The sequence below is a fragment of the Paenibacillus sp. QJM3NY_38 genome (assembly GCF_056173265.1).
The window spans coordinates 5,971,914-5,993,367 of sequence record NZ_CM149665.1 but is presented as its reverse complement, the minus strand read 5'-3'; the positions used below and the strand labels follow the sequence as shown (position 1 = coordinate 5,993,367).

At 48.8% G+C, this 21,454-nt stretch carries 21 protein-coding genes; 18 read left to right on the top strand and 3 right to left on the bottom strand.

All coding sequences use genetic code 11. The features are described 5' to 3' along the window. Positions 1-61: 61 nt before the first annotated feature. From AC0VZ8_RS27650 to AC0VZ8_RS27590, 13 genes are all read left to right on the top strand, one after another. Entirely contained in the window at positions 62-1,216 is a 1,155-nt protein-coding gene (locus tag AC0VZ8_RS27650) for a P-loop NTPase family protein (RefSeq protein ID WP_071222590.1), read from the top strand. After that, entirely contained in the window at positions 1,216-2,466 is a 1,251-nt protein-coding gene (locus tag AC0VZ8_RS27645) for a TadA family conjugal transfer-associated ATPase (protein WP_071222591.1), read from the top strand. Before AC0VZ8_RS27650 ends, AC0VZ8_RS27645 begins: the two co-directional genes overlap by 1 nt. Next, entirely contained in the window at positions 2,463-3,320 is an 858-nt protein-coding gene (locus AC0VZ8_RS27640; protein WP_071222592.1) for a type II secretion system F family protein, read from the top strand. The genes AC0VZ8_RS27645 and AC0VZ8_RS27640 overlap by 4 nt, the downstream gene beginning before the upstream one ends. 15 nt (positions 3,321-3,335) lie before the next feature. Continuing rightward, positions 3,336-4,208, top strand: coding sequence for a type II secretion system F family protein (locus AC0VZ8_RS27635; RefSeq protein ID WP_071222593.1), 873 nt, complete (start codon positions 3,336-3,338; stop codon positions 4,206-4,208). Between the two features lie 20 nt (positions 4,209-4,228). Continuing rightward, entirely contained in the window at positions 4,229-4,420 is a 192-nt protein-coding gene (locus AC0VZ8_RS27630; RefSeq protein ID WP_015737227.1) for a Flp1 family type IVb pilin, read from the top strand. Further along, a complete protein-coding gene (locus AC0VZ8_RS27625) occupies positions 4,413-5,087 on the top strand; it encodes a TadE family protein (protein ID WP_475485095.1) in 675 nt (224 codons plus the stop codon). Before AC0VZ8_RS27630 ends, AC0VZ8_RS27625 begins: the two co-directional genes overlap by 8 nt. 2 nt (positions 5,088-5,089) lie before the next feature. Beyond that, on the top strand, positions 5,090-7,321 hold the full coding sequence (locus AC0VZ8_RS27620; protein ID WP_475485094.1) for a hypothetical protein: 2,232 nt from the start codon (positions 5,090-5,092) through the stop codon (positions 7,319-7,321). A 16-nt stretch (positions 7,322-7,337) separates the two neighbouring features. Continuing rightward, positions 7,338-8,324, top strand: a complete 987-nt coding sequence (locus AC0VZ8_RS27615) for a TadE/TadG family type IV pilus assembly protein (protein ID WP_475485093.1) — start codon at positions 7,338-7,340, stop codon at positions 8,322-8,324. Between the two features lie 191 nt (positions 8,325-8,515). Then, on the top strand, positions 8,516-9,028 hold the full coding sequence (locus tag AC0VZ8_RS27610; protein WP_071222597.1) for an A24 family peptidase: 513 nt from the start codon (positions 8,516-8,518) through the stop codon (positions 9,026-9,028). Between the two features lie 12 nt (positions 9,029-9,040). Continuing rightward, positions 9,041-10,897 carry a DUF6382 domain-containing protein gene (locus AC0VZ8_RS27605; RefSeq protein WP_475485092.1) on the top strand — a complete coding sequence of 619 codons (1,857 nt, stop codon included), beginning with the start codon at positions 9,041-9,043 and terminating at the stop codon, positions 10,895-10,897. A gap of 253 nt (positions 10,898-11,150) precedes the next feature. After that, a complete protein-coding gene (locus tag AC0VZ8_RS27600) occupies positions 11,151-11,336 on the top strand; it encodes a hypothetical protein (protein ID WP_475485091.1) in 186 nt (61 codons plus the stop codon). A 6-nt stretch (positions 11,337-11,342) separates the two neighbouring features. Then, complete coding sequence (locus AC0VZ8_RS27595; protein ID WP_475487776.1) at positions 11,343-11,447, top strand: FHA domain-containing protein; 105 nt, start codon at positions 11,343-11,345, stop codon at positions 11,445-11,447. A 229-nt stretch (positions 11,448-11,676) separates the two neighbouring features. Next, positions 11,677-11,916, top strand: coding sequence for a hypothetical protein (locus AC0VZ8_RS27590; protein WP_475485090.1), 240 nt, complete (start codon positions 11,677-11,679; stop codon positions 11,914-11,916). 1,066 nt (positions 11,917-12,982) lie between these two features. Here AC0VZ8_RS27590 and AC0VZ8_RS27585 read toward each other — a convergent pair. From AC0VZ8_RS27585 to AC0VZ8_RS27575, 3 genes are all read right to left on the bottom strand, one after another. Continuing rightward, entirely contained in the window at positions 12,983-13,348 is a 366-nt protein-coding gene (locus AC0VZ8_RS27585) for a hypothetical protein (RefSeq protein ID WP_475485089.1), read from the bottom strand. After that, positions 13,288-13,710 (bottom strand): hypothetical protein, encoded by a 423-nt coding sequence (locus tag AC0VZ8_RS27580; protein ID WP_475485088.1) that lies wholly within the window; start codon positions 13,708-13,710, stop codon positions 13,288-13,290. Before AC0VZ8_RS27580 ends, AC0VZ8_RS27585 begins: the two co-directional genes overlap by 61 nt. Positions 13,711-14,077: 367 nt before the next feature. Next, positions 14,078-14,551: a DUF2621 domain-containing protein gene (locus AC0VZ8_RS27575; protein WP_009594427.1), complete on the bottom strand. Its 474-nt coding sequence runs from the start codon at positions 14,549-14,551 to the stop codon at positions 14,078-14,080. 125 nt (positions 14,552-14,676) lie between these two features. Here AC0VZ8_RS27575 and AC0VZ8_RS27570 point away from each other — a divergent pair, with 125 nt between their 5' ends. The 5 genes from AC0VZ8_RS27570 (at position 14,677) to AC0VZ8_RS27550 (ending at position 21,448) form a co-directional block, all read left to right on the top strand. Then, a complete protein-coding gene (locus tag AC0VZ8_RS27570; protein ID WP_260067887.1) occupies positions 14,677-15,798 on the top strand; it encodes a deoxyribonuclease IV in 1,122 nt (373 codons plus the stop codon). Between the two features lie 130 nt (positions 15,799-15,928). Beyond that, positions 15,929-16,828, top strand: coding sequence for a formyltetrahydrofolate deformylase (purU, locus tag AC0VZ8_RS27565; RefSeq protein ID WP_071222601.1), 900 nt, complete (start codon positions 15,929-15,931; stop codon positions 16,826-16,828). Between the two features lie 350 nt (positions 16,829-17,178). Then, entirely contained in the window at positions 17,179-19,578 is a 2,400-nt protein-coding gene (locus AC0VZ8_RS27560; protein ID WP_475485087.1) for a hypothetical protein, read from the top strand. After that, a complete protein-coding gene (locus AC0VZ8_RS27555; protein ID WP_475485086.1) occupies positions 19,575-20,504 on the top strand; it encodes an ABC transporter ATP-binding protein in 930 nt (309 codons plus the stop codon). The genes AC0VZ8_RS27560 and AC0VZ8_RS27555 overlap by 4 nt, the downstream gene beginning before the upstream one ends. Further along, on the top strand, positions 20,501-21,448 hold the full coding sequence (locus tag AC0VZ8_RS27550) for an ABC transporter permease (RefSeq protein ID WP_475485085.1): 948 nt from the start codon (positions 20,501-20,503) through the stop codon (positions 21,446-21,448). The genes AC0VZ8_RS27555 and AC0VZ8_RS27550 overlap by 4 nt, the downstream gene beginning before the upstream one ends. The last annotated feature ends 6 nt before the right edge of the window (positions 21,449-21,454 follow it).

Genomic DNA, 21,454 nt, shown 5'->3' with positions numbered 1-21,454 from the left:
CGCATATTGCGGCCTTGGACGGTGCTTTTTGGCGTTGTTACAGAAGAGAGGGATTGGCTTTATGATACCGGCCCGACTTGTGCTGGCAGTGCAGGATTCCCGGTATGTTGAACCGCTGCTGAGTTATGTGCATGGAAGTTCTTACGGATCGGCTCTTCAGGTAACCGCATTTACCCGCATCGATTCATTTCTACATTATATGGAAGTGGGGGAAGTGCCCAATCTGGTCGTGGGGGATACGGAAATGCTGGAGAGCTGGCTTAACCGGGGGGAGACTTCGGTTCCTTGGCTGCTTCTAAGTGAAGGTCATTCATCTTCTTCTCTTGTAGAGGGCGGCAGCAGTACATTCAAGTATCAACCGCTGCCTCAGCTGATGGAAGTCATCATCACCCACTGTAAGCGAAGCGGTGGAGCGCTGGAGAAATTGAATGTCGGAACAACCTCGGTGATTGGGATTGTATCTCCCCTGAGCGGGAGCGGGAAGTCAACGATAGCAATGAACATGGCGAAGCAGCTGGGCGTGCTGGGATTAAAGGTGTTCTATCTCAATTTGGAGACGGTGAACAGCAGTGCATTATTTCCTTCCGGTTCGGTGGGCATGGAGGGGAGCTTTTCAAGATTGTTGTACGACATTAAGGCCTCACAAGAAACGGCTTCGGGGACCGATTTGTCAGTAACCCCTTATATCATCAGACATCATGGCCTGAAGTGCGATTCCTTTGAGCCCAGCTTCAACGTGAAGGAAATCACGGAGATGACCATGGAGGATACGGCTTTGCTGCTGGCTTCCCTCGTATCGTGTAATCAATATGATGTCATTGTCGTGGATACCGAGGGATACATGGAAGAACGAATGCAGGCGGTTCTTGAACAGGCCGGAGTGCTAATCTGGGTTTTATTAGATGATCTCATGAGTATGTATAAGAGCGGTGTGTGGATGGATCAATTGGAGCTTGAGGATCCCGCGCTTTTCGGGAGCCTGAAGAAGCGGAGCCAATTCATTGTCAATCGGTACACAGGACAACTTGTTAACGGATTCCCCCGCAAGGATATAAGCATAGACAGCGTACTGCCTTATATTCCTTCATGGAAACAGCTTCATCGGGAAGAACTGCTGTTGTCCTCACCCATCTATCAGAGAGAGGTATTGAAGCTCTGCCAGCAGCTGCTGGAGGGCTCGGGTATCATGGCGTTGCAAGCGGGTGGTGGGCAGTGATGATGGAGGATCCGTTCAAGTCGGTTCGTGACCAGGTTCGTTCCGAGCTTGATATGAGTGCGAGCATTAACAATTCGGAATTAATGGCCCGTATCGAGGAAATGGTGTGGAGAAGACGCGAGCTCATGGAACTGACAGCCGCTGAGAAGCGGCGGCTGGTGCGCAGGGTATTTGATTCTTTTCGCGGGTTGGATGTGCTTCAACCCTTAGTGGATAATCCTCGAATTACGGAAATTATGATTAACAGCCACCAGGATATATTCATCGAGCAGGATGGGGAGGTGAAGAAGCTGCCGCTCCAATTCGAATCGCAGAGCCGCCTGGAGGATATCATTCAGAGCATTGTCGGTACGGTAAACCGGGTGGTGAACGAATCCACGCCCATCGTTGACGCCAGATTGAAGGATGGCTCGCGGGTAAATATCGTGCTTCCTCCCATAGCGCTGAAAGGGCCGACCATGACGATCCGTAAGTTTCCGGAATCGCCGATGACGATGGAGGACCTGGTACGAAGGGGCGCCCTGACAGAGGAGGCAGCGGAGCAGCTTCGGATACTGGTTAAGGGGAAATACAACATTTTTATAGGCGGAGGGACGGGTTCGGGGAAGACGACTTTCCTGAATGCATTATCGCAGTATATTCCGCCTGATGAGCGTGTCATCACGATTGAGGATTCGGCGGAATTAAAGATCGTGACGGTCCCGAACCTCGTGTCGCTGGAGACCCGGAATGCTAACACGGAAGGCCGGGGAGAAATCGCGATACGCGATCTGATCCGTTCCTCGCTGCGGATGCGCCCCAATCGGATCGTAGTGGGCGAGGTGCGGGGAAGCGAGGCGCTGGATATGCTGCAGGCGATGAATACCGGGCATGACGGAAGTCTGTCGACGGGGCACGCTAACAGCACACAGGACATGATCAGCCGTTTGGAAACGATGGTGCTGAGCGGCGCGGATCTTCCGATCAGTGTAGTCCGTCAGCAGATAAGCTCGGCGATCGATATTTTCGTTCATTTATCCCGGCTTAGGGATCGATCGCGACGCGTAACGGAGATTAGCGAAGTGATCGGAATGAGCGATGGCGAGGTGGTGCTGAATCCGCTGTACCGGTTCCGTGAAACGGGCGAATCGGGCGGCCGGGTGATTGGGTCTCTTGAGCCTTGCGGCAATCCGCTTCAATCGGCGGACAAGCTTCATATGGCCGGGATTACGGCTTGGCCGCTGCAGAAGATGATGGAGGTGACGTCATGAAGCGATCTGAAGGTTCGGTCTTGACCCCGGAAGAGGGTCAAGGTGAGCGGGTGATCAAGAGGAGGAATGGAGCTGGAAAGCGTGAGCAAGCTGCTCCAGTTGGAACCAACACTCTTCCGGATTACGGCGTCTATCATCTCTCGATGAGACAGAGAATGGGATGCATTATCCTTGGCGGTCTTATGTTTTTCTCCATCGGTTATCTGTTTTATCACGATCTGATTTTGTCGCTGCTGCTTGGAACGGCAGGTCTGACGATCCCTAAATTTTGGGGACGGTTTATGCTGGAACGCAGACGCAGGACGCTGAATCTTCACTTCAAGCAAGCTCTCTACTCCTTGTCCTCGTCTCTGTCGGCCGGCCGCTCCGTGGAGAACGGATTCAGGGATGCCGTTCAGGACTTGCTGCTGCTGGATCCCGGAGGCAGTAGCGATCTGATCTTCGAACTCAAAGTCATTGTGTCCCGTTTGGAGTACGGCGAGCCTATCGAAGTGGCACTGCAAGATTTTGCACAGAGGGCGGGGATGGAGGATCTAACGAATTTTGCCGATGTCTTCTCAACTTGCAAACGCACAGGCGGCGATCTGGTTGAAGTCGTGCGGAGAACTTCTTCAGTCATCGGAGAAAAGCTGGATATTCAGCAGGAGATATCTGTGATGATCGCCCAGAAGCGGTTCGAATCCAAGGCGCTGCTGGCTGCGCCGTTCCTGCTGCTGCTGTTCATGAACCTGACGTCTCCCGATTATATGGAGCCCATGTATAGCGGATCGGGGATCATGATCTCTACTTTTGCATTGGCGGCTTTAGGAGGATGTTTCTTATGGATCACCAAAATGATGAATATCAAGGTGTAAGGAGGTGAGGCGGGGATGCTGACATGGATATCCGGTGCGCTGATGGTTCTGCTTGTGGGTGGTTGGGTGGTGCTGAATCAAATGTGCGGCGAACGATACCATCGTCTCAGCAAAGTGCCCATGGATGGGCTCAGGCTGCAGCGGTTAACACCGCCTCTGTTGTTCCTGCTGGAGCAGGGAAAGATTCCGATGCGTTTTCCGATCGTGTTCTATCGGATGCAGGGCTCAGTCCAGAAGATCCATGGTCTGCGGCACAGCGCGGAAATGACGTTGTTGTTTATGGCCGAGGCACTTGCGTATACATGGCTTATTTTGATCGGCGGCTGCTTGTGGTCGTTGCTGTCCGGGGATGCAATCGGACTTCTGGCTGGATTGGCATTGGGGGCATTGCTGCCCGTCGCTTTGGTGAAGGACCTCCATAAAAAGGTCACGCTGCGTGAGCAGGATATCGTGATGGAGCTGCCGGAGCTTCTGAACAAGATTGTTTTGCTTGTCGGGGCCGGCGAGACGGTGCAGCGGGCGATCATTCATTGCGTGGAACGGAACAAGAACGCAAACCATCCCCTGTATGCTGAGCTGAAGAGAATGGTGCTTGAATGGGAGGGAGGCCATCCGTTCCAGCAAGCCTTCGAACAGTTCAATAAACGGTGCGGCGTTCAGGAAGTATCGATATTTACAACAACCGTTTTGCTTAATTTTCGGCGCGGCGGGAATGACTTTGTCCTGGCACTGCGGGATTTGTCCCGAGTGCTGTGGGAGAAGCGCAAGGCCATTGCAAGAACAAGGGGCGAGCAGGCCTCCTCGAAGCTGGTACTGCCAATGGTGGTCATCTTCATGATCGTGATTGTTTTGCTCGGAGCGCCTGCATTTATGATGATGAACATGTAGAAGGGAACGGTGTGCGAAATATGATGTTAAACATGGCGAAGAACGGGATGAAAGCTTTTTGGAAGGATGAGAAAGGGATCGGAACGCTTGAGATGATCCTGATCCTAGTCGTTATTTTGATTATCGCCCTTATATTTAAAGATCAGATTACGGCCTTGGTGAACAACTTGTTTAAAAACGTGAACAACAAGAGCAAAGAGTTCCTTGAATAATCGGCTTAAGAGAAGATGGAAGGACGAGACGGGGAGCTTCACGGTGGAAGCCTCCCTGGTTCTTCCCATCGTGTTGATGGTGACGGTATTGCTGCTGTTCCTATGTTTGTACATCTATCAACAGTCTTTGCTGGTCCAAGCTTCAGCTGCAGCATCCGAGCGGACTGCGTATAACTGGGATAACAGCCATAAGATTGCAGCCACGGGATCCGTAGAGCAGGGACAATATGATTCGCTATATTGGCGGTTGACGGATGATAACGTAGTCGGATCTCTATTTGGTTTGGCAGGGGGAGATAGTACGAGGTCAATTACATTGCCGCAGAGCGAGGCTGAGAGCGGAAAATTGCCCGAGCTTAAGATGTCAAAGGGCGGCATGGCCGTGCCTTCCAGTATGGCTGGAGAGATGCGTTATACGAATCAGCTGCTCATACGAAAGGTAACGACGTCGTTAAACGAACAGGTCTCTCTGACGCCGATCAGCCGAATGCTGGACGATGGCGGCCAAATCAAGGTCAACTCACAATCGATTGTGGTTGATCCCGTTGAATTTATTCGTACGGTGGATCTAATGCGATATTACGGATCGAAGTTTCAAGGCGGGAGAAATGGAACGGATAAGGCAGCCGCAGGAGAAGTTCTACAAAAGTTCGGAGGTTCGCGATAGTCATGACGAAGCATGGGAAAGCACGGTCTAGTCGGAGAAGGAGAGACGGGGGCCGATCGTCCGATGGATCTGTATCTGTTTTTTTGATTATCGCCCTGGCAGCCGTATTTATGTTTGTAGCCATATTCATTGATTTCTCGCGTATCGCGGCCATGAAGGTGCAAAGCGAGAGGCTGACAAGAGCAGCCGTACGCTCCGTGATGTCATCCTACGATCCGCAGCTGCAGAAGGAATACGGACTGTATGCCCTTGGGGGCACCAGCGGCGACCTCATTATGGGAAATGTGCTGAATGACAGCTTGAACCCGGGAGAACGCAGCGATGCGTTTCGGTTAATGGCGATGGAACTCGATAGCTCGGGGCTTGAATTGCAGCGTCCATTGGGCACTTATGACATCTTCAACCGACAGATCATCGAGGACATGAAGTATAAAGCGCCGATAGATTTCACTTTGGAATTAGTGGGTAAGTTCAAACCTTTATCGCAGTCCATGAAAGAAGCTTCCAATACCGTCGATGTGCTTAAGAAGCTGCGCAAGCTGTATGACAAGCGGGAAGCGGCGCTGGATGAGATGCTGGCAAAGCAGCGCAAGGCAGGAGAGCATGCGATCCAGCTTTCGAAGCTGGTTATGGATCCGCCTGGACAAGCGATCAACGATACCTCGCTTGGGGGCAGCATCCAAACCGCTGCCGACGGGGCATCGCAGTATGAGGATTATAAAGATAAACAACAGGAGGACGCGGACAGGCCTCCCAAGGAGAAACAGTATACGCTTCTACTCATGGCTTACCGGAGCGGAATTTCTTCCATTGGCTCACAGATTTCGAGGGAGGCCAGCCGAATTCAGAGGGAGAATGACAAGCTGCTCTCAGATGCACATCAATTATGGGAGGAAGCAAGGAATCTGAATGAAGAGATGAAGCAGGTCATCAAGGATTCCGAGAATCGTTCATCTAATAGGGGATATGATCAGGTCACGAATGATGTAACGCCAGGGTCTAACGATTCTTCGGGGGCAGAAGCGGAGATGATTCAATCCATACGGAAGCAAGCTGACAAATTGATTCATAGCGATGAATTCTTGAACGGCTTCCGGCAAGAGATTGACAGCCAGGAGAGTCGATACCAACAAGTTGGACGTGCAGTAACCACTCTTCAGTCTTCTCTAGGGGGAGAAGGAATGAAGGGAACGGTGCTTGAAGCCAGTCGCACATTAGAGCGTTTTGTTTCTAATTATGGAGCATCAGGCAGTGGGAATATTATAGATCGGCAGCAGGCGTCATTGGAACAGTTCCGCACATCGGACAAGGAACGGAAGGCGATGGAGAAGCAGGCCAATCAGAAGCTGAAGCAGGCATCCAAAGTCATTGAGTCAATTAACGGGTTGAATGGACAACATCAGGCGATTATGGATGAGTTCCGTGAACTCCAGCAGTACTATGACGAAAGTCTTCAATTTAATGCCGAAGCGGACAGCATGAGTAAGGGAAAGCCTATGGATGATGATCCGTATGATGCCGGTAAACAGGCAATGGATAATATGGACGGTATGTTTGGATTTATGGGGAACGTGCTTGGCGGTGTCAGGGATGAACTGTTTCAAAATGAATACGCCGTTCATTATTATCAGCATTTTGATATTGGGAAATTAACCGGAATGGTTGATGGTTCCAACACCGGCGGAGATGTCGTCCAGGAATTCGACATTGGGAACCAGGAAGTGGAGTATATTCTATACGGATTTCATAACCCCGCTGGGAATATATCTGCGGCCTATGCAGAGATTTTTTCTTCCAGACTCGCGGTCCGGACGATGGAAGGATTCATTGTGAATAGTAAATTAGGAAATCCGCTGGCGATTTTGGCGGCGGCCATTCTGTATGGGATTGAGAAGGCCATAGAGGATATGATCCAGTTGTGTCAGAAGGGGAGCGTTCAGCTATCCAAGTATGCCCCCATTGAGCTCACTTACAGAGATCATTTGCGAATATTTCTGCTTATTCACAGCAATAACGAGAAGAAGCTGTCACGCATGTTGGCGTTGATTCGATTGAACACCGGCACCAATCCTGCGGAGCGATTTACCTATGCTTCAGGAGAGGTCAGGACGGCCATGCGTTTATGGTTTCTTCCAGGGGTGACGAAGGCGATCGGCGTTGTATTTGGAAGCGATGGGGACGAAGTTCAGGGAAGTCGTTACATGGTGAAGCGCAAGGCGGATTTTTCCTATTAGGATTAGGGGTAGTTGAATGAAACGATTATCGGAAATACAGACACCTCTCCGTAAAGGTAAAGCGTCATCGGAACAAGGAAGCATGGTCGTGGAAGCTGCACTTGTGCTGCCGATGTTTATGTTTTTTGTTATTTTTCTCATTTATATCGTGCAAATGACGTTGATATCGACAGCGCTCCAGAGTACCGTATCGGATACGGTCAAAACTGTCGCGGCTCATATGTATCCTGTCTCTCTAGCCGTGCAGGCTAATGCTGGTGGTAGTGGAACAGGAGAAGGCTCACCAAGCACATCTCATTGGGAGATTCCCAAATTGTCGCTTTCTGATTGGGTTTCGAATTACAGCGACTCTCTTCCTGCTCCTGTTAGTGAGTGGATCACGCAAGCTGTAGCGTCAGGCGAGGAGCCGCTGCAGCAGCTTAAGAACCAAACCGTGGAAGCCGTACTCGATCCCGTGGTCAAGCCGATGATGAAACCGTTCATGCCTGAACATCTTCTGGATTATGATCGAATCCATGTGTCCAATGTTCACATTCCCAATTTGAAGAGCGGAGCGAGTCCCTATTTCGGCATTGAGGTGAATTACGCCCTTCCGATCCGGGTTCCTTTCTTGAACAAACGCATCGTGCTGCAGGCAAAAGCTCAGGAGAGATTATGGATTGGCGATACCGGTGAAGGAGGGACGGGTTCAGGGGATGGATCCGGGACAAACGGGGCGATTGAGCTGTTGGAGAAGCCGAATCCGGCCGTTGCCAGCAAGCAGGCTAAGGTAAAAGTACGAGTGGCGCCGGGCAGCAGTGCTCAATTGTCAGTCTATTATAAGAGCGGTCAGAGTACGGCTAAATATTTGGGTTGGGAGACCGCGGACGAGAACGGCTATATCGAATGGGAATGGAACGTAGGCTTTAATACAACGCCGGGAACGTGGCTGTTTGTCGTTGAGACAGCAGACGGGCAGCGGATTGAGGTGCCGTTTACGGTGGTCGCGCGGTCGGGTTCTTGAAGCTTGATAGCAAGAGTTCGAGATGAAGGATTCCAAGTGTTCCAAGAAGCGTTTCAGAGAAGTGCTTCAAAGAAGTCTTTCAAATAAGCGTTTAAGAGAGTCATTCGAAGAATCGTTCGTTGTGCATCCATAGTTAAAATCCTACCACGGCTATTCCAGTGAATAGTTTAGCAAGGGAGTTATGATGTTTTATGGCCGTTGCTTTTGGTGTTTGTGCTGTTTATTTGATCGCCGCATTCATTACAGACCTTCGCTCCATGAAAATACCGAATGTTTTAACTGTTTCGGCTATGCTGTCCGGCCCTGTCTATCATGGCGTTCTGGACGGGTGGGAGGGGCTGCTCTTTTCTTTGAAGGGGCTTGGAGCCGGATTTCTTATCTTGTTGATCATGTATTTTATAGGGGCTGTAGGAGCGGGTGACGTTAAGCTGTTTGGGGGCATTGGTGCCTGGACCGGCTTATGGTTTACCTTGCAGGGCATTATGTATTCTGTCCTTTTTGCCGGTGTCATCGGTTTGCTTATCCTGCTCTGGCGTCGGGAAACGATGAAGCGAATACGTACTGTCGTTGGCAGTATCGCCGGCGTTTTTGTGATGAAGAGCTGGTTGCCATGGCGGAACAGCCAGGAGGAACACTTGCGATTCCCTTTTATGATTGCCGTCCTTCCTGGCGTAATCAGCACGTATGTGGTACTGCACTTGTAGGAGGGGGAATTTATGCTCGGATTAAAGGCGGATTTTATGCAGAACGGTGGAACCATTATGGTGCTGGATCGGGCTGAAGGAATCCAATCATCAGAACTTAATCATGTACAGCTAGGGATGATCCGTTCGTCGAGAATCCCTCATTTTCTGAAGCTGCATATGAAAGAAGTCGATTATAAGGTAACGCTGGAGTATGATATCACCGGCAAAAAAATGCTATCTCAAACGTTAAAGAGCGAGCGCATGACGCTGACCGAATATTTTGGATTGCTGCTGCAGATCGTCACGGCTCTGGAGGACAGCAAGCTGTATATGCTTCAGCCGGAGAATTACATACTTCATGAGGATTATCTGTTTATTGAAGGTTCCTTACATCTTGGCACTTTATATTTAACTTATGTTCCGGTTGCAGCCATCGAAGCAAGCGGCACTCGTCTTCCGCTTATGCTCAAGGAACTAATGACAAGGTTGCTTGCATCGGTGACGGAGCTAAAAGGGGGAGGGATACAGGCACTGATGTCGTTCTGCAGCGAACAGAGCTTCAATCTGCCGGGCCTTAAGAAGCTTGTGATTGAACTGTTAGCCGGAGAGGGTGAAGACCATCGTACTGTAACTCAAGCAAATGCAGCAGTGCCTTCAGGTCTGAATCAAGGATCGCCCTATACCGATAGTCAATCAAGCAACATTCGCTCCAAGCCTTCATTCGCATTTGCAGAACCGACTCATGGACGGACAGCAGTGCCACAGATGGAGAGTGACATCTACACAGATAAACAGAGTTTAATTCAAGGTCTGAAGGAACGTACGAATGAGATGTTCGGGAAGAGAGACAAGAGCGAGGAAATGAATTCTCATGCGGGTCGAAGCCCATTGGGTTCCACTCCTTCGTGGCTGCCTCATACGGATGAGACAAATTCAGAAGCTTCAGATAATGAGAAGACTTCGCCGGTTCGCACCTATATTATGTTAGGATGTTTGCTCGCCGCAGCGGGAGCTTGGAGATTGCTTTACATGAATCAGCCTACTCCATTGATGCTGGGGTTGTCGGTAGGTATTACGATTCTGCTTGCTGCGGTAACCTGGCTTGGCTGGACAGGTAAACTCCAGCTGCTCTCACGGAGATCCGGCGATTGGTCCGGTTCCTTGCCCATGTTCGAGTCAACAGAGCTTAGTCCGCAGGAGCATTCCAAGTGGAAGTCTGTCCCGCGTTTTCAGGCGGACCCTTTATCGGGTCTTCTTGGGGATAACTCGGAAACAGACGCTGGAAAAGCAGAAGCAGGGCTTGAGGAGGGGAAAGAGAACTGGAGATGGCGGGCCCCTAAATCTCCATTCAACTCCGAGAGAGATCACCATTCAGGGGGATATTCCGCACAATCTCCGCAGGGCCATGCTTATTCGCGTTCATCTGAGGCAGAAGCTGCGGCCGCGGATCCATATGGGGAAGTGGGGGATTATTATGCCCAGTTGTCCCAACGGACGGAGGTGCTTTCGTTCCCTGGAGGTGAGGGAGCTACCGTCCTACTAAGTCCGGATGCTGCAGCCCGTCCAGCCGTGCAGTATTCAGCAGGTGCTTACCTCGAGCTAAACGAACCGAATGCAGCCGCCCCGCAGCGGATTGAACTATATCAGCCCCATTTCATCATCGGCCGATCCCCTGACGTAGCCCAATTCGTCGCGCAGGGAGTGGGGACTTCACGGGCGCATGTCGAACTTTCGCGGGAAGGCGGGGGTTACGTCCTGAAGGATCTGGGTTCGAGAAATGGTACGGTGTTGAAAGGGGAATCCATGGTGCCTTATAAAGAATATCCTCTGATGGAGGGGGATGTCTTTATTATTGCCGGCTGGTCGTTTACCCTGCGAAGGGGGTAATATTGATAAGGGATTAGTAGGAGTAAGATTTGCGAAGCTATTATTCTATGAAGATTAGAGAAAATTTGGATTATTGCAGAAAACCAAAGGTGTAGGGGCTTTTGGTTTTTTTTGTTTTTACTAGATTTATAAAAACATCTGGTATGATGATTATGGTAAAATGCACCGACTATGTAACTAAGTTTGTTTTTTTAACGATTAATCGAAAATATATCTTGTGTTTTTGATTCATACGTATAAGGAGGACTTTGATGTGTCTGAAGATCTTAATAAAGAAATATTGAAAGAACTAAAAGAAATCAATAATAAACTAGACATCTTGAACTCGTCAAAAGGAATATCAGGAACTCTAAAAGTTATTGCCCTGATATTCGGGTTTTTAGTGATAGGACCTTTGCTTGTAGGGATAATGGTGTATTTATTTAATTTAACTGGCTAAGATCTCATCTATATTCAGGGCGTAGGGGCTTCCCGGGCACATGTCGAGTTTTGGCGTGATAGTGGAAGATATGTAGTGAAGGATCTGGGTTCGAGAAACGGTACGGTGTAGACGGGAGAGTCCATGGTGCCATATAAAGAATATCCTCTGATGGAGGGGGCCTTCATTATTGCCGGATGGATGTTTACCCTGCGCAGGGGTTTATATTGATAAGGGATTGTATAGTAGAAGAAAGAGATTAAATTATTTCCGAAGCCAATATTCAAGGGACATACTTACTTGTATAGATATAATTGGATCATCTACACTTAGTTGGACACTAAAAATAGGGGCTAGTAGAATGAAGAGAATAATATTAGGAGCGGATCTACTATGCCAAAACAAAGACGCACATTTACAGCAGATTTCAAAAGACAAATGGTTCAGCAGTATTAAAACGGAAAGCCAAGAGCAGCCATTGCGAGAGAGTATGAGCTTAGCCCATCTGCACTGGATCGCTGGATCAAACAAGCTCAAACCTCAGGTTCGTTTTCTGAAAAAGATAACCGAACTGCTGAAGAGAATGATCTCATCGATATAGATTATTTATTAGCAAGGAAATCCACTATTAATAAATTATGGAATGCAATAATAACATTTTCTAGATGGGCAGGAAAAAATGATGCTATAGAGGATATTTCTGTTGTAAAAGTTGCTGATATAAAGAAACAAGCACCAAAAGCAATAAATAAACTCGAACGAAATAAATTAATTAGAGATACTGATCGTACAGATAATAAGAGAGATAACGCTATTCTTATGACGTTATTTATGACTGATATTAGGGTGTCGGAATTTTTTGTTCTAGATCGTCTAGACGCTGATCTAAACGAGCGTACAGTGCCATTAAACGTGGAAGTGAGAAGGGCTATTAAAAAAATATCTTAAACAACGAACAGACAGTCATCCTGCTTTATTTATAAGCAATAGACAAAAATTATTAGTATCAGAAGTATCCAACATCTTATGAAGCAGAATGGGCATAATGTCCATCAGACTCGACACAGCTTTATAACTGTGTTTGTAAGAGCAGGTGAAGACATAGGAGTAATACAAAGTCTTAGTGGTTATAGTTCAGCTGATATGATTTGCGATACAGTATGCCCAGTGAGGAAGATAAGCAGAAAGCGGCTGATAACATATTTATAGCTTTAGGGCAGAGACTCCATGTTTATCAAGCAGTTCACCAAGTTTAGAGTGACTTGGTACATTCCCGCTTCTCCGGCCGACTCACTAAGGAATAGGCTTATAGCCGACAGTAGACATTTATCTTATCGAAGGGTGAGTGATGGGTGAATCCTGGATCTTGTTTAAACCAAAGCACTAGGAAAAAGGGATCACCGCTTTGATGATCCCTTTCTAAATCAATCTAGTTTGATCGTTTAATTAAATATGAAGTGATCTCCGAAGTGAAATAACCAACCAAATATGTCCCAAGAATAATTAGCTGAACATACAGTACACCTTTCGATGATAAGCCCCAACTCTTAAATAAATTAGGAATCCAAAATATACAAACCATAGCTAAAATAATCAAAATGAGAACCGGAAGAGTACGTAATAGTGCCTGCATAGTTGACTCCCTTATTCTTAGTTTTCATCATAACTTAGAAGCATTTTGTTGGCAGTTCACGTGGCCAGAAGAAATGCCCAAGTATATTTTTCACTGTTGTTTTTCCTACTTCATCACCAAGAGTAAGGCAAACAATGGATCTTACCAAATCACGTTCGTACATTTCAAATGTGACGGACATGTCTTCGTCTCTCACTACTTGATAAGCAGTGAGTATCAGTCCGGTAACAAATGCAGTAATTGCAGCAGCAAAGCCTGCTGTTATGGCTGCTAGTATTCCAAATAATGCACCGACAGCTGCTACTCCTAATCCTAAGATATAGCTTGCATCACCGGCAGCTATATAAACCTTATAGCCAAACCCCTTGACTGCACTCCAAATATTTTGCTTCCTTTCCAAAATCCACTCTGAATCCCAATCTCCCCCTGTGCAGGAGCAGAATTATCAGTCTTTATAGCTTTTTCAAGATTTTTCTCGAATTGAAAATATGTTCTTTCTACAACAACAGATTCATTATTATTTGCTAGAAGAGCGAGATTAGCCTCACTATTTATACTAATTGCTGACGAAACTGTAGCATAATGAGTGTTACCGTCATTATTATTTTTCACTTCAACAACCGACATTCCATTCTCGGTATTAGTGTAGACAACTGTAGATTCACAATCACATTCTTCGGATTGAGCATACGCCGGGGCAACAACTGAAAACAACAAAATCAAGGATAAGAATAGACTGATCGTTTTCTTATTTTTAAACAAGGTTAATTCCTACTAAAAAAAGTGATTTATTTGAAATCCGGCCGGATATTCAAATCTAACACAATTCTTATGTCATAATACACCATAAAAACGCTTTATATGGAATCGATAATATAATTAACATTTTATTTAATATATTCCCTATTCGTTTTACATCAATGGGGCTAAAAAATAACCATCTAAATCAAACATGGATAACAAATCTATATGGGATGGTCCATAACACCCAGTTGTTCAGAACTAATACTATAAATGGGGGTTATATGAAAGACGGAGGTTACAAACGATATGAGGAAACTGAGATGTAAGGTACACAGAAAGATATCAAAAGCCCCCTTCACAATTCATAGAAGGGGGCCAGAAAATATTACTTATTAATTAAATGCTGATAAGGCTTGTAGTCGATTTCCTTCTTCTGGAGGAAATTCATCAGGAATTTGTAATCCCGCTTCGGCGTAGCCACGATGTAACCTTTGATGCAGTGATCCCGGGTGACTTCGGTTGCGCCGGATTCGACGGCGATTTTGCCGATTTCGGCTGCAATGGAGTGTTTGGCGATATCCCGGAACGGTCCCGGAACAGGCTGCACCAGCTCGTCCAGAAATGCTTTGGATTCATCCGTCCACAGCGGGCGGCTTCGCTCTACCCAGTAATTTTGCCAATCGAGCTTCGATTTGCCGTCAGCCTTGGGAAGCACTTTCAGAAACTTGCGGAACATGAAAAATCCGCCGATGCCCATCAGCCCGAGCATGACCCATCCCCAGAAGGCAATGGAGTTCATGAACCATGACGGCGGCGCACTGGACGACAAATAGCCCATGACGGCCCCTGTGCTCTTCATCTGTATATCACCTCAACGATTATTGTCACATGACACTTTCATGAGAATTATAACGCATTTCTAGATTTATTTCGATATACAAGCTAAAATAGGTGTAATTGTGTGTTAAAAAAGGGGGATGCAGCATGTTGAAAATTGGTTCCCACGTGTCGTTTTCGGACAAGGGATTGCTGACTGCGACGGCTGAAGCCACGTCATATGGCTCAAGCTCGTTCATGATATATACCGGCGCGCCGCAAAACACGCGCCGCAAGCCGATCGATTCGATGTTTATCGAAGAAGGCAAAGCCGCCATGCAGGAAAGCGGCATTGAGGAGATCGTGGTCCATGCGCCGTACATTATTAACCTCGGATCGTACAAGCCCAACACGTTTGAGCTGGCGGTAAGCTTTTTGCAAGAGGAGATTCGCCGTACGCATGCGGTCGGCGTGAAGAATATCGTTCTCCATCCCGGTGCGTATACCGATAAGGATGCTGAATACGGCATCGACCGAATTGCCGAAGGCCTTAATGAAGTGCTCGGCGGTACGGATGAGACCGAAGTGAAGATTGCACTGGAGACGATGGCAGGTAAAGGCACCGAGATGGGACGCAGTTTTGAAGAAATTGCTTCCATTATTGATAAGGTGAAGTACAATGACCGCTTGGCCATCTGCCTCGACACCTGCCATATTCATGATGCGGGTTACGATATCGTAAATGATCTGGACGGCGTGCTGGAGCAGTTCGACAAGCTGATCGGACTTGACCGGTTAACGGTCGTGCACGTGAATGACAGCAAGAATCCGCGTGGAGCGGGTAAAGACCGTCATACGCCGATTGGAACCGGATGGATCGGCTATGAAGCCATTCAAAGAGTGGTTCATCATGAGAAGCTTCAGGGCAGACCGTTCATTCTGGAGACGCCGTGGATCGGTAAAGATCCGAAAACGCAGCGTCCGATGTATGAGATCGAAATTGCGCTTCTGCGCGGGGATGTGGAAGGCCGTTTCGGGCCGACTTTTGCTCAGCAAGTAGAAGAACTGGGTGCTTTCTTTGCGAAGGAAGGCATCGACTCCCGTTCGTTCGTGCTGGATACCTGGACGCTTCTGAAGAATGATGCCAAAGCCAAAAAGGCGGATCCTCGCGAACCGATGGAGCGTCTGTATGATATGGTCATGGCAGCCGGCCTGCTGTCCGACCTTTCGGAGGAGCAGATCAATCAGCGCCTGATCGCTTGGTTGTCCGGTGTTTCCCTGACTTCATAAGCTTCATTAAATGGCTTTATAATCAGAATACTAAGGCATTCTTCGGGATAACGTCCGCAAGTCGCGGCATGTTTTCCTGAGAGGCCGATTGACGTTAATTGCAGATTTAAAAGGAGGATCACCAAGTCTCATGGAAATTCACATCAAGAAGGATCTGTCGTCTGCGGCAGGTCAGTACCCTAATCGTGCCCGCATGCTGATCTCCTGTCCGGATGGACCGGGAATTGTGGCGGCGGTCTCCCAGTTTCTGTACCAGCATGGCGCCAACATCGTCCAGTCTGATCAATATACAATGGATCCGGCCGGCGGCATGTTTTTTATGCGGGTTGAATTTGATCTGGAGGATTTGAACACGAAGCTTCCCCAGCTGGAGGAGTCCTTCCGGGAAGTTGCCGATCAATTCCGTATGGAATGGAATATCTACCATGCGGTCCGTAAGAAACGGCTGGCGATTTTTGTTTCAAAAGAAGATCACTGCCTTGTAGAGCTGTTGTGGCAATGGCAGGCCGGCGATCTGGACGCGGATATCGCGCTGGTGGTAAGCAACCATCTGGATATGAAGGAATACGTGGAATCGTTCGGTATCCCGTATCACCACATTCCGGTTACGGCGGATACGAAGCCTCAAGCGGAGCAGCGTCAGCTGGATGTGATCGGCGATGATATCGACGTGATTATCCTTGCGCGTTATATGCAGATTATTTCGCCAACCTTTATCGAACATTACCGCAACCGGATTATCAACATCCACCATTCATTCCTTCCTGCCTTTGTCGGCGGCAAGCCTTATGCGCAAGCCTATAACCGCGGGGTGAAAATTATCGGAGCAACCGCCCATTATGTAACCGAAGAGCTGGATGGCGGGCCGATTATTGAGCAGGACGTGCAGCGCGTTAGCCACCGGGATGATGTCAACGAGTTGAAGCGTATTGGCCGTACCATCGAACGCGTGGTGCTTGCAAGAGCCGTCAAATGGCATGTCGAGGATCGGATTCTGGTGCATAACAATAAAACGGTTGTATTCAACTAACGGTCTGCAAAAGATTTGCAAGCGTGTGTATGATCAGACAGGAAGACAGCCAGCAGGTTCGGAAACAGCACGAACACGATGGCGAGCGATGCCAGAGTAACCGGGCATATGCCTGAGATACAAGTAAGATATGAGGCTGTATTCGGACGATTCATCATAGATAGTACAATGGAGCAGCCCAACACTTTAACGCTGCAATGGATTACCCCTTGATCCCGCTCCTCTTATTGGAGTGGGATTTTTATTTATGGAAGGAAACGTCAAACTTTTTATAGATTCGACTCGTCAATATAGTTGAACTTGTGAAGAGAACCTTTACATACGTCTTCTGAACATAGGTGTCATTTGTCATGAGAAAGCAATTTATATGTGGAGAGGGGAATCATCAGTTGTCGTTTTATACAAAAAAAACGTGGATGTTGCTGCCGATGGTGGCGCTGCTGATTGTTGCAACGTTATCCTTCTCGTTCCCGGCCGGAAACGTCTACGCCGACGGAGCGAAGATTGGCATTCAATCCGAAATGGGTTATCAAGGCAAGATTAAACATGATAAATGGAATCCGCTCAAACTGACCTTAACCAGTGACCGGGATATATCCGGTGACGTGGTCGTGCAGATTCAGAACTACAATGGCTTCGGATATCAAACCTCCTACGTCCAGCAGGTGGACCTGCCGAAGGATACGCCGAAGGAAGTCGTGATCGGCATTCCAGGGGCTGTGCTGAATAAAGATAATAACCAGATCCTCTTCTATGAAGGATCTTATACCAAGGGGAAGCAGATTCCGTTTGCCTCAGGTAAAAATTACGTGCAGGCTTCTCCGTATCAAGGCGCACTCATTGCCGTGTTATCCGATGATCCGGATACGATGAATTTCATGAATGTCCTTAACGGCAAGGGCAACAGCGTGAACGTGTTCCCGCTTAAGAACGCCAGCGTTCCATCGGATGGAATGCTGCTGAACGGACTGGACGTCATCGTGATCAACAATTTTGCTTCCGATACGCTGTCAGAGCCACAACGCAAGGCGATTACAGATTGGGTGAATGGCGGCGGCACCCTGATTCTGGCCGGCGGCGCGGGATATGCCAAAACAGCGGCACCGTTTGCCGACATCACGCCGGTCGTTGCGGATGGAACCACCACCGTTCATTCGCTGGCTGAGCTGGAGAAGCTTGGCGGGAAGCCGCTGAACCTGGATGGGGCATTTACCATTTCCACAGCGAAAGCGGTGGAAGGCGCTCAAATCGGAATTGAAGCGAACGGACAACCTTTGTTTGCCTCGAAAGGCTATGGCCAAGGGAGTGTTCAATATGCGGCCTATGATCTGGCCATGGAGCCGGTGAGCTCATGGGCAGGCCATCCGGATGCTTGGGCATCGATATTGCGCAATAACCTTCCCATGGTGGGCGCGCAGAATGGCATGTACTACAATTCGCTGATGGACAGTTTGAATTACGTTCTGGAGTATTTTCCATCACTGAAGATGCCTTCCTTCACGCTGCTGCTGTGGATGCTCATTATTTATGCGGTCGTCGTTGCCCCGCTGCTCTACTATATCTTGAAGAAGGCGGACAAGCGGGAATGGGCGTGGTTCTTGATCCCGATCATTGCCGTCATCGCGAGCGGTTCCGTTTACGTGGTCGGTTCATCGGACAAGACGCGGGAACTCGCGCACACCATCAACTTGATTGAACTAAACGGTCAGGGGGATGCGGTTAAATCGACGGCTTCCGCATTTTTCACGCCTCGAAGCGGGAACTATGCTTTGGAATTTCCGGAGAATACGTATTTGAAAACGGGGCAGTCCCAGACCAGGTTTGGAGGAATGGGCGAGAATAAGAGTTTTGTCCGAGTGGAGCAGGCGTCCACGACGCTGGAGCTACGCGACATGTCCCAATGGTCATTAGCCAAGGTCTGGGTGGACCGTCAAGGAACCGAGGAGATGGGGCGTCTGGGCATGGATTTGAAGCTGGATGCCAAAGGAGAATTAAACGGTAAGGTCACCAATGACACGATTAACGATTTGACCGAGGTTGTGCTGGTTGTCGGGGGCAAAGCCTACAAGCTGGGAGATATCAAGAAGGGGGATGCTGCAGCCGTTCCTCAGGACCCGAAACAAATCATCAAGTTTACGGGCGGTGACTTGTCCGGGATGCTGTACCCTTATTCGCAGAATGATCCGAAACAGCGTGAGCGCGATATTATGTCCCAATACGGATATTCCAACAGAATGGTCAACAGGGATGCTTACATTTTGGGATGGAGCAAGGACCATTTGACGAATTATACGCTGAAAGGCGCTGAGGTGGACAGTGATCAGCTCAATTTCTGGATACAGCCGGTGGAGATGGATTGGGGACTGAACGGGAAGATCAACATTCCTTATGGCTTTCTGTCTCCCGAGATATCGCAGGTGAATGCGCCGATGTTCGGGGTTTACCCTCATGGAGTTGAAATGGGACAGGGCAGCTTGATCGCCGAGTTCCCGTTAATATCGGAAGGCAACGTGAAGTATTCGGAATTGTCCGTGAAAGGCACCAAATTCAACAACAACGTTACGATGGAGATCTGGAACTCGAAGAAGAGCGCATGGGAGCCTGTTACAGACGCGAACAATGTGTTTACCATTACCAAGAATCCGGAGCAGTATATCGTGGGGAATCGGATCCGCTTCATGATCACCGCCAAGGATCAGACCAACTTTATGATGCCGGAGCTGTCTGTGAAGGGGGAGGCCACTCAATGATCGAGATTAGAAACCTGAGTAAAAAATACGGAACTTTCCATGCGTTGAAGGACATCAGTCTTCATATCGAAAAAGGGACGGTGTTTGGATTTGTCGGTCCGAACGGAGCCGGCAAATCCACAACGATGTCCATATTGGCCACCCTGATGCTGCCAACCTCGGGTGTTGCCAAGGTCGGCGGCTTCGACGTGACCCAGCATCCCAAGGAGGTCCGCAAGCGGATCGGCTACATGCCCGATTTCTTTGGCGTGTATGACCAGCTGAAGTCTACCGAATATTTGCATTTTTACGGGGCAAGTTACGGCATTCCGCGCGCCGAGCGGGAACAGCTCATTCCGCAGCTCCTGGAGCTGGTCAACCTGAGCGACAAAGCGGATACCTACGTCGACAGTCTCTCGCGGGGCATGAAGCAGCGGTTATGCCTTGCCCGGTGCCTGGTGCATGATCCGGACGTCTTGATTCTGGATGAGCCGGCTTCGGGGCTGGATCCGCGGGCGCGGATCGAGATGCGTGAAATATTGAAGGAATTGAAGCTGATGGGCAAGACGATAATCATTTCGTCGCATATTTTGCCTGAGCTGGCGGAGATGGTGGATGAAATCGGCGTGATCGAGCACGGCGAGATGGTTGCCCAAGGCAAGGTGGCCGATATTCAGAGCCGTCTCCGCGTGAAAAAAGTCATCCACATCCGCACGCTCGAGCGTGAAGAGGAATTGGCCGAGAAGCTGCGGGACGAACCGTTTGTCACGTCGGTATTAACGGATAACACCGGCGTCCATGTTCATTACGGCGGGGATGACACGCAGCAGAGCGCTCTGCTGCGACAGGTGGTCTCCTGGGAAATTCCGATTGTCTCGTTTCAGGAAGCGCAGAGCAATCTGGAGGATGTATTCCTCGAAATTACCAAAGGAGGGTCCCGCGAATGAATTGGAGCAGAAAGCTAATTAATCCGGTCATTGACAAGGAATTTCGGCTGCGGATGCGTTCTACGCGTTCCATGCTGTCGGTGTTGTTTTATGTATTGGCGCTCGGAGCCGTTGCGATGGGCTTCATTTATCTCTTCTTATATTTGGGACAGCGGGGACCACAGCGATTCGATCCGCAGATGAGCCAAATGATGTTCTACGTGCTGAGTTTTGCCCAGCTTGTCCTCATCGCATTCATGGCGCCCGCTCTTACCGCCGGTGTCATCAGCAGCGAGCGGGAGAAGCAAACGCTGAGCATGCTGCTGACAACGCAGCAGAGCTCGGCCACGATTGTGCTGAGCAAGCTGGTGTCGGCACTCAGCTTCATGACACTGATCGTGCTGGCCACCCTGCCGGTATACAGCATTGTTTTCCTGTATGGGGGGATTTCGCCGAAACAGCTCATATCCGTCTTTGTTTTTTATTTATTCGTGATGCTGCTGCTCGGTTCGCTTGGGGTGATGTTCTCGACTTTATTTAAAAGAACCATTGTCGCAATTATTGTCACCTACGGTGCGGGACTGATTATCTTCCTTATAACAGGACTTCTGTATTTGTTCTTCATGGGAATTGAACAGCAGAATATGTATCAAAGCGGGCAGGCGCCAACGCCAGGCAGCTATTCCTGGGTCGGATATTTGCTGGGCTTGAATCCGGCTGGGGCGATGATGAGTTTGTTTAACCCGTCCTTCTCAAAAGACGTGTTCCTGCTGCACGGAGGAAGCTTGAACAGCAAGGCTCCCATTGAATTGTGGCTGGAATTTTTCATCGTCTATTCGGTTGTGATCGTTCTCGCCCTGTGGGTTGCCGTACGGAATATCCGTCCTGTCGCCAGGCGGAAGCGTAAGGATAAGAACGAAGAACAGCTCCCGCAAATATCGGAAATGACGCGGGACGAAGCGTAACCTAAA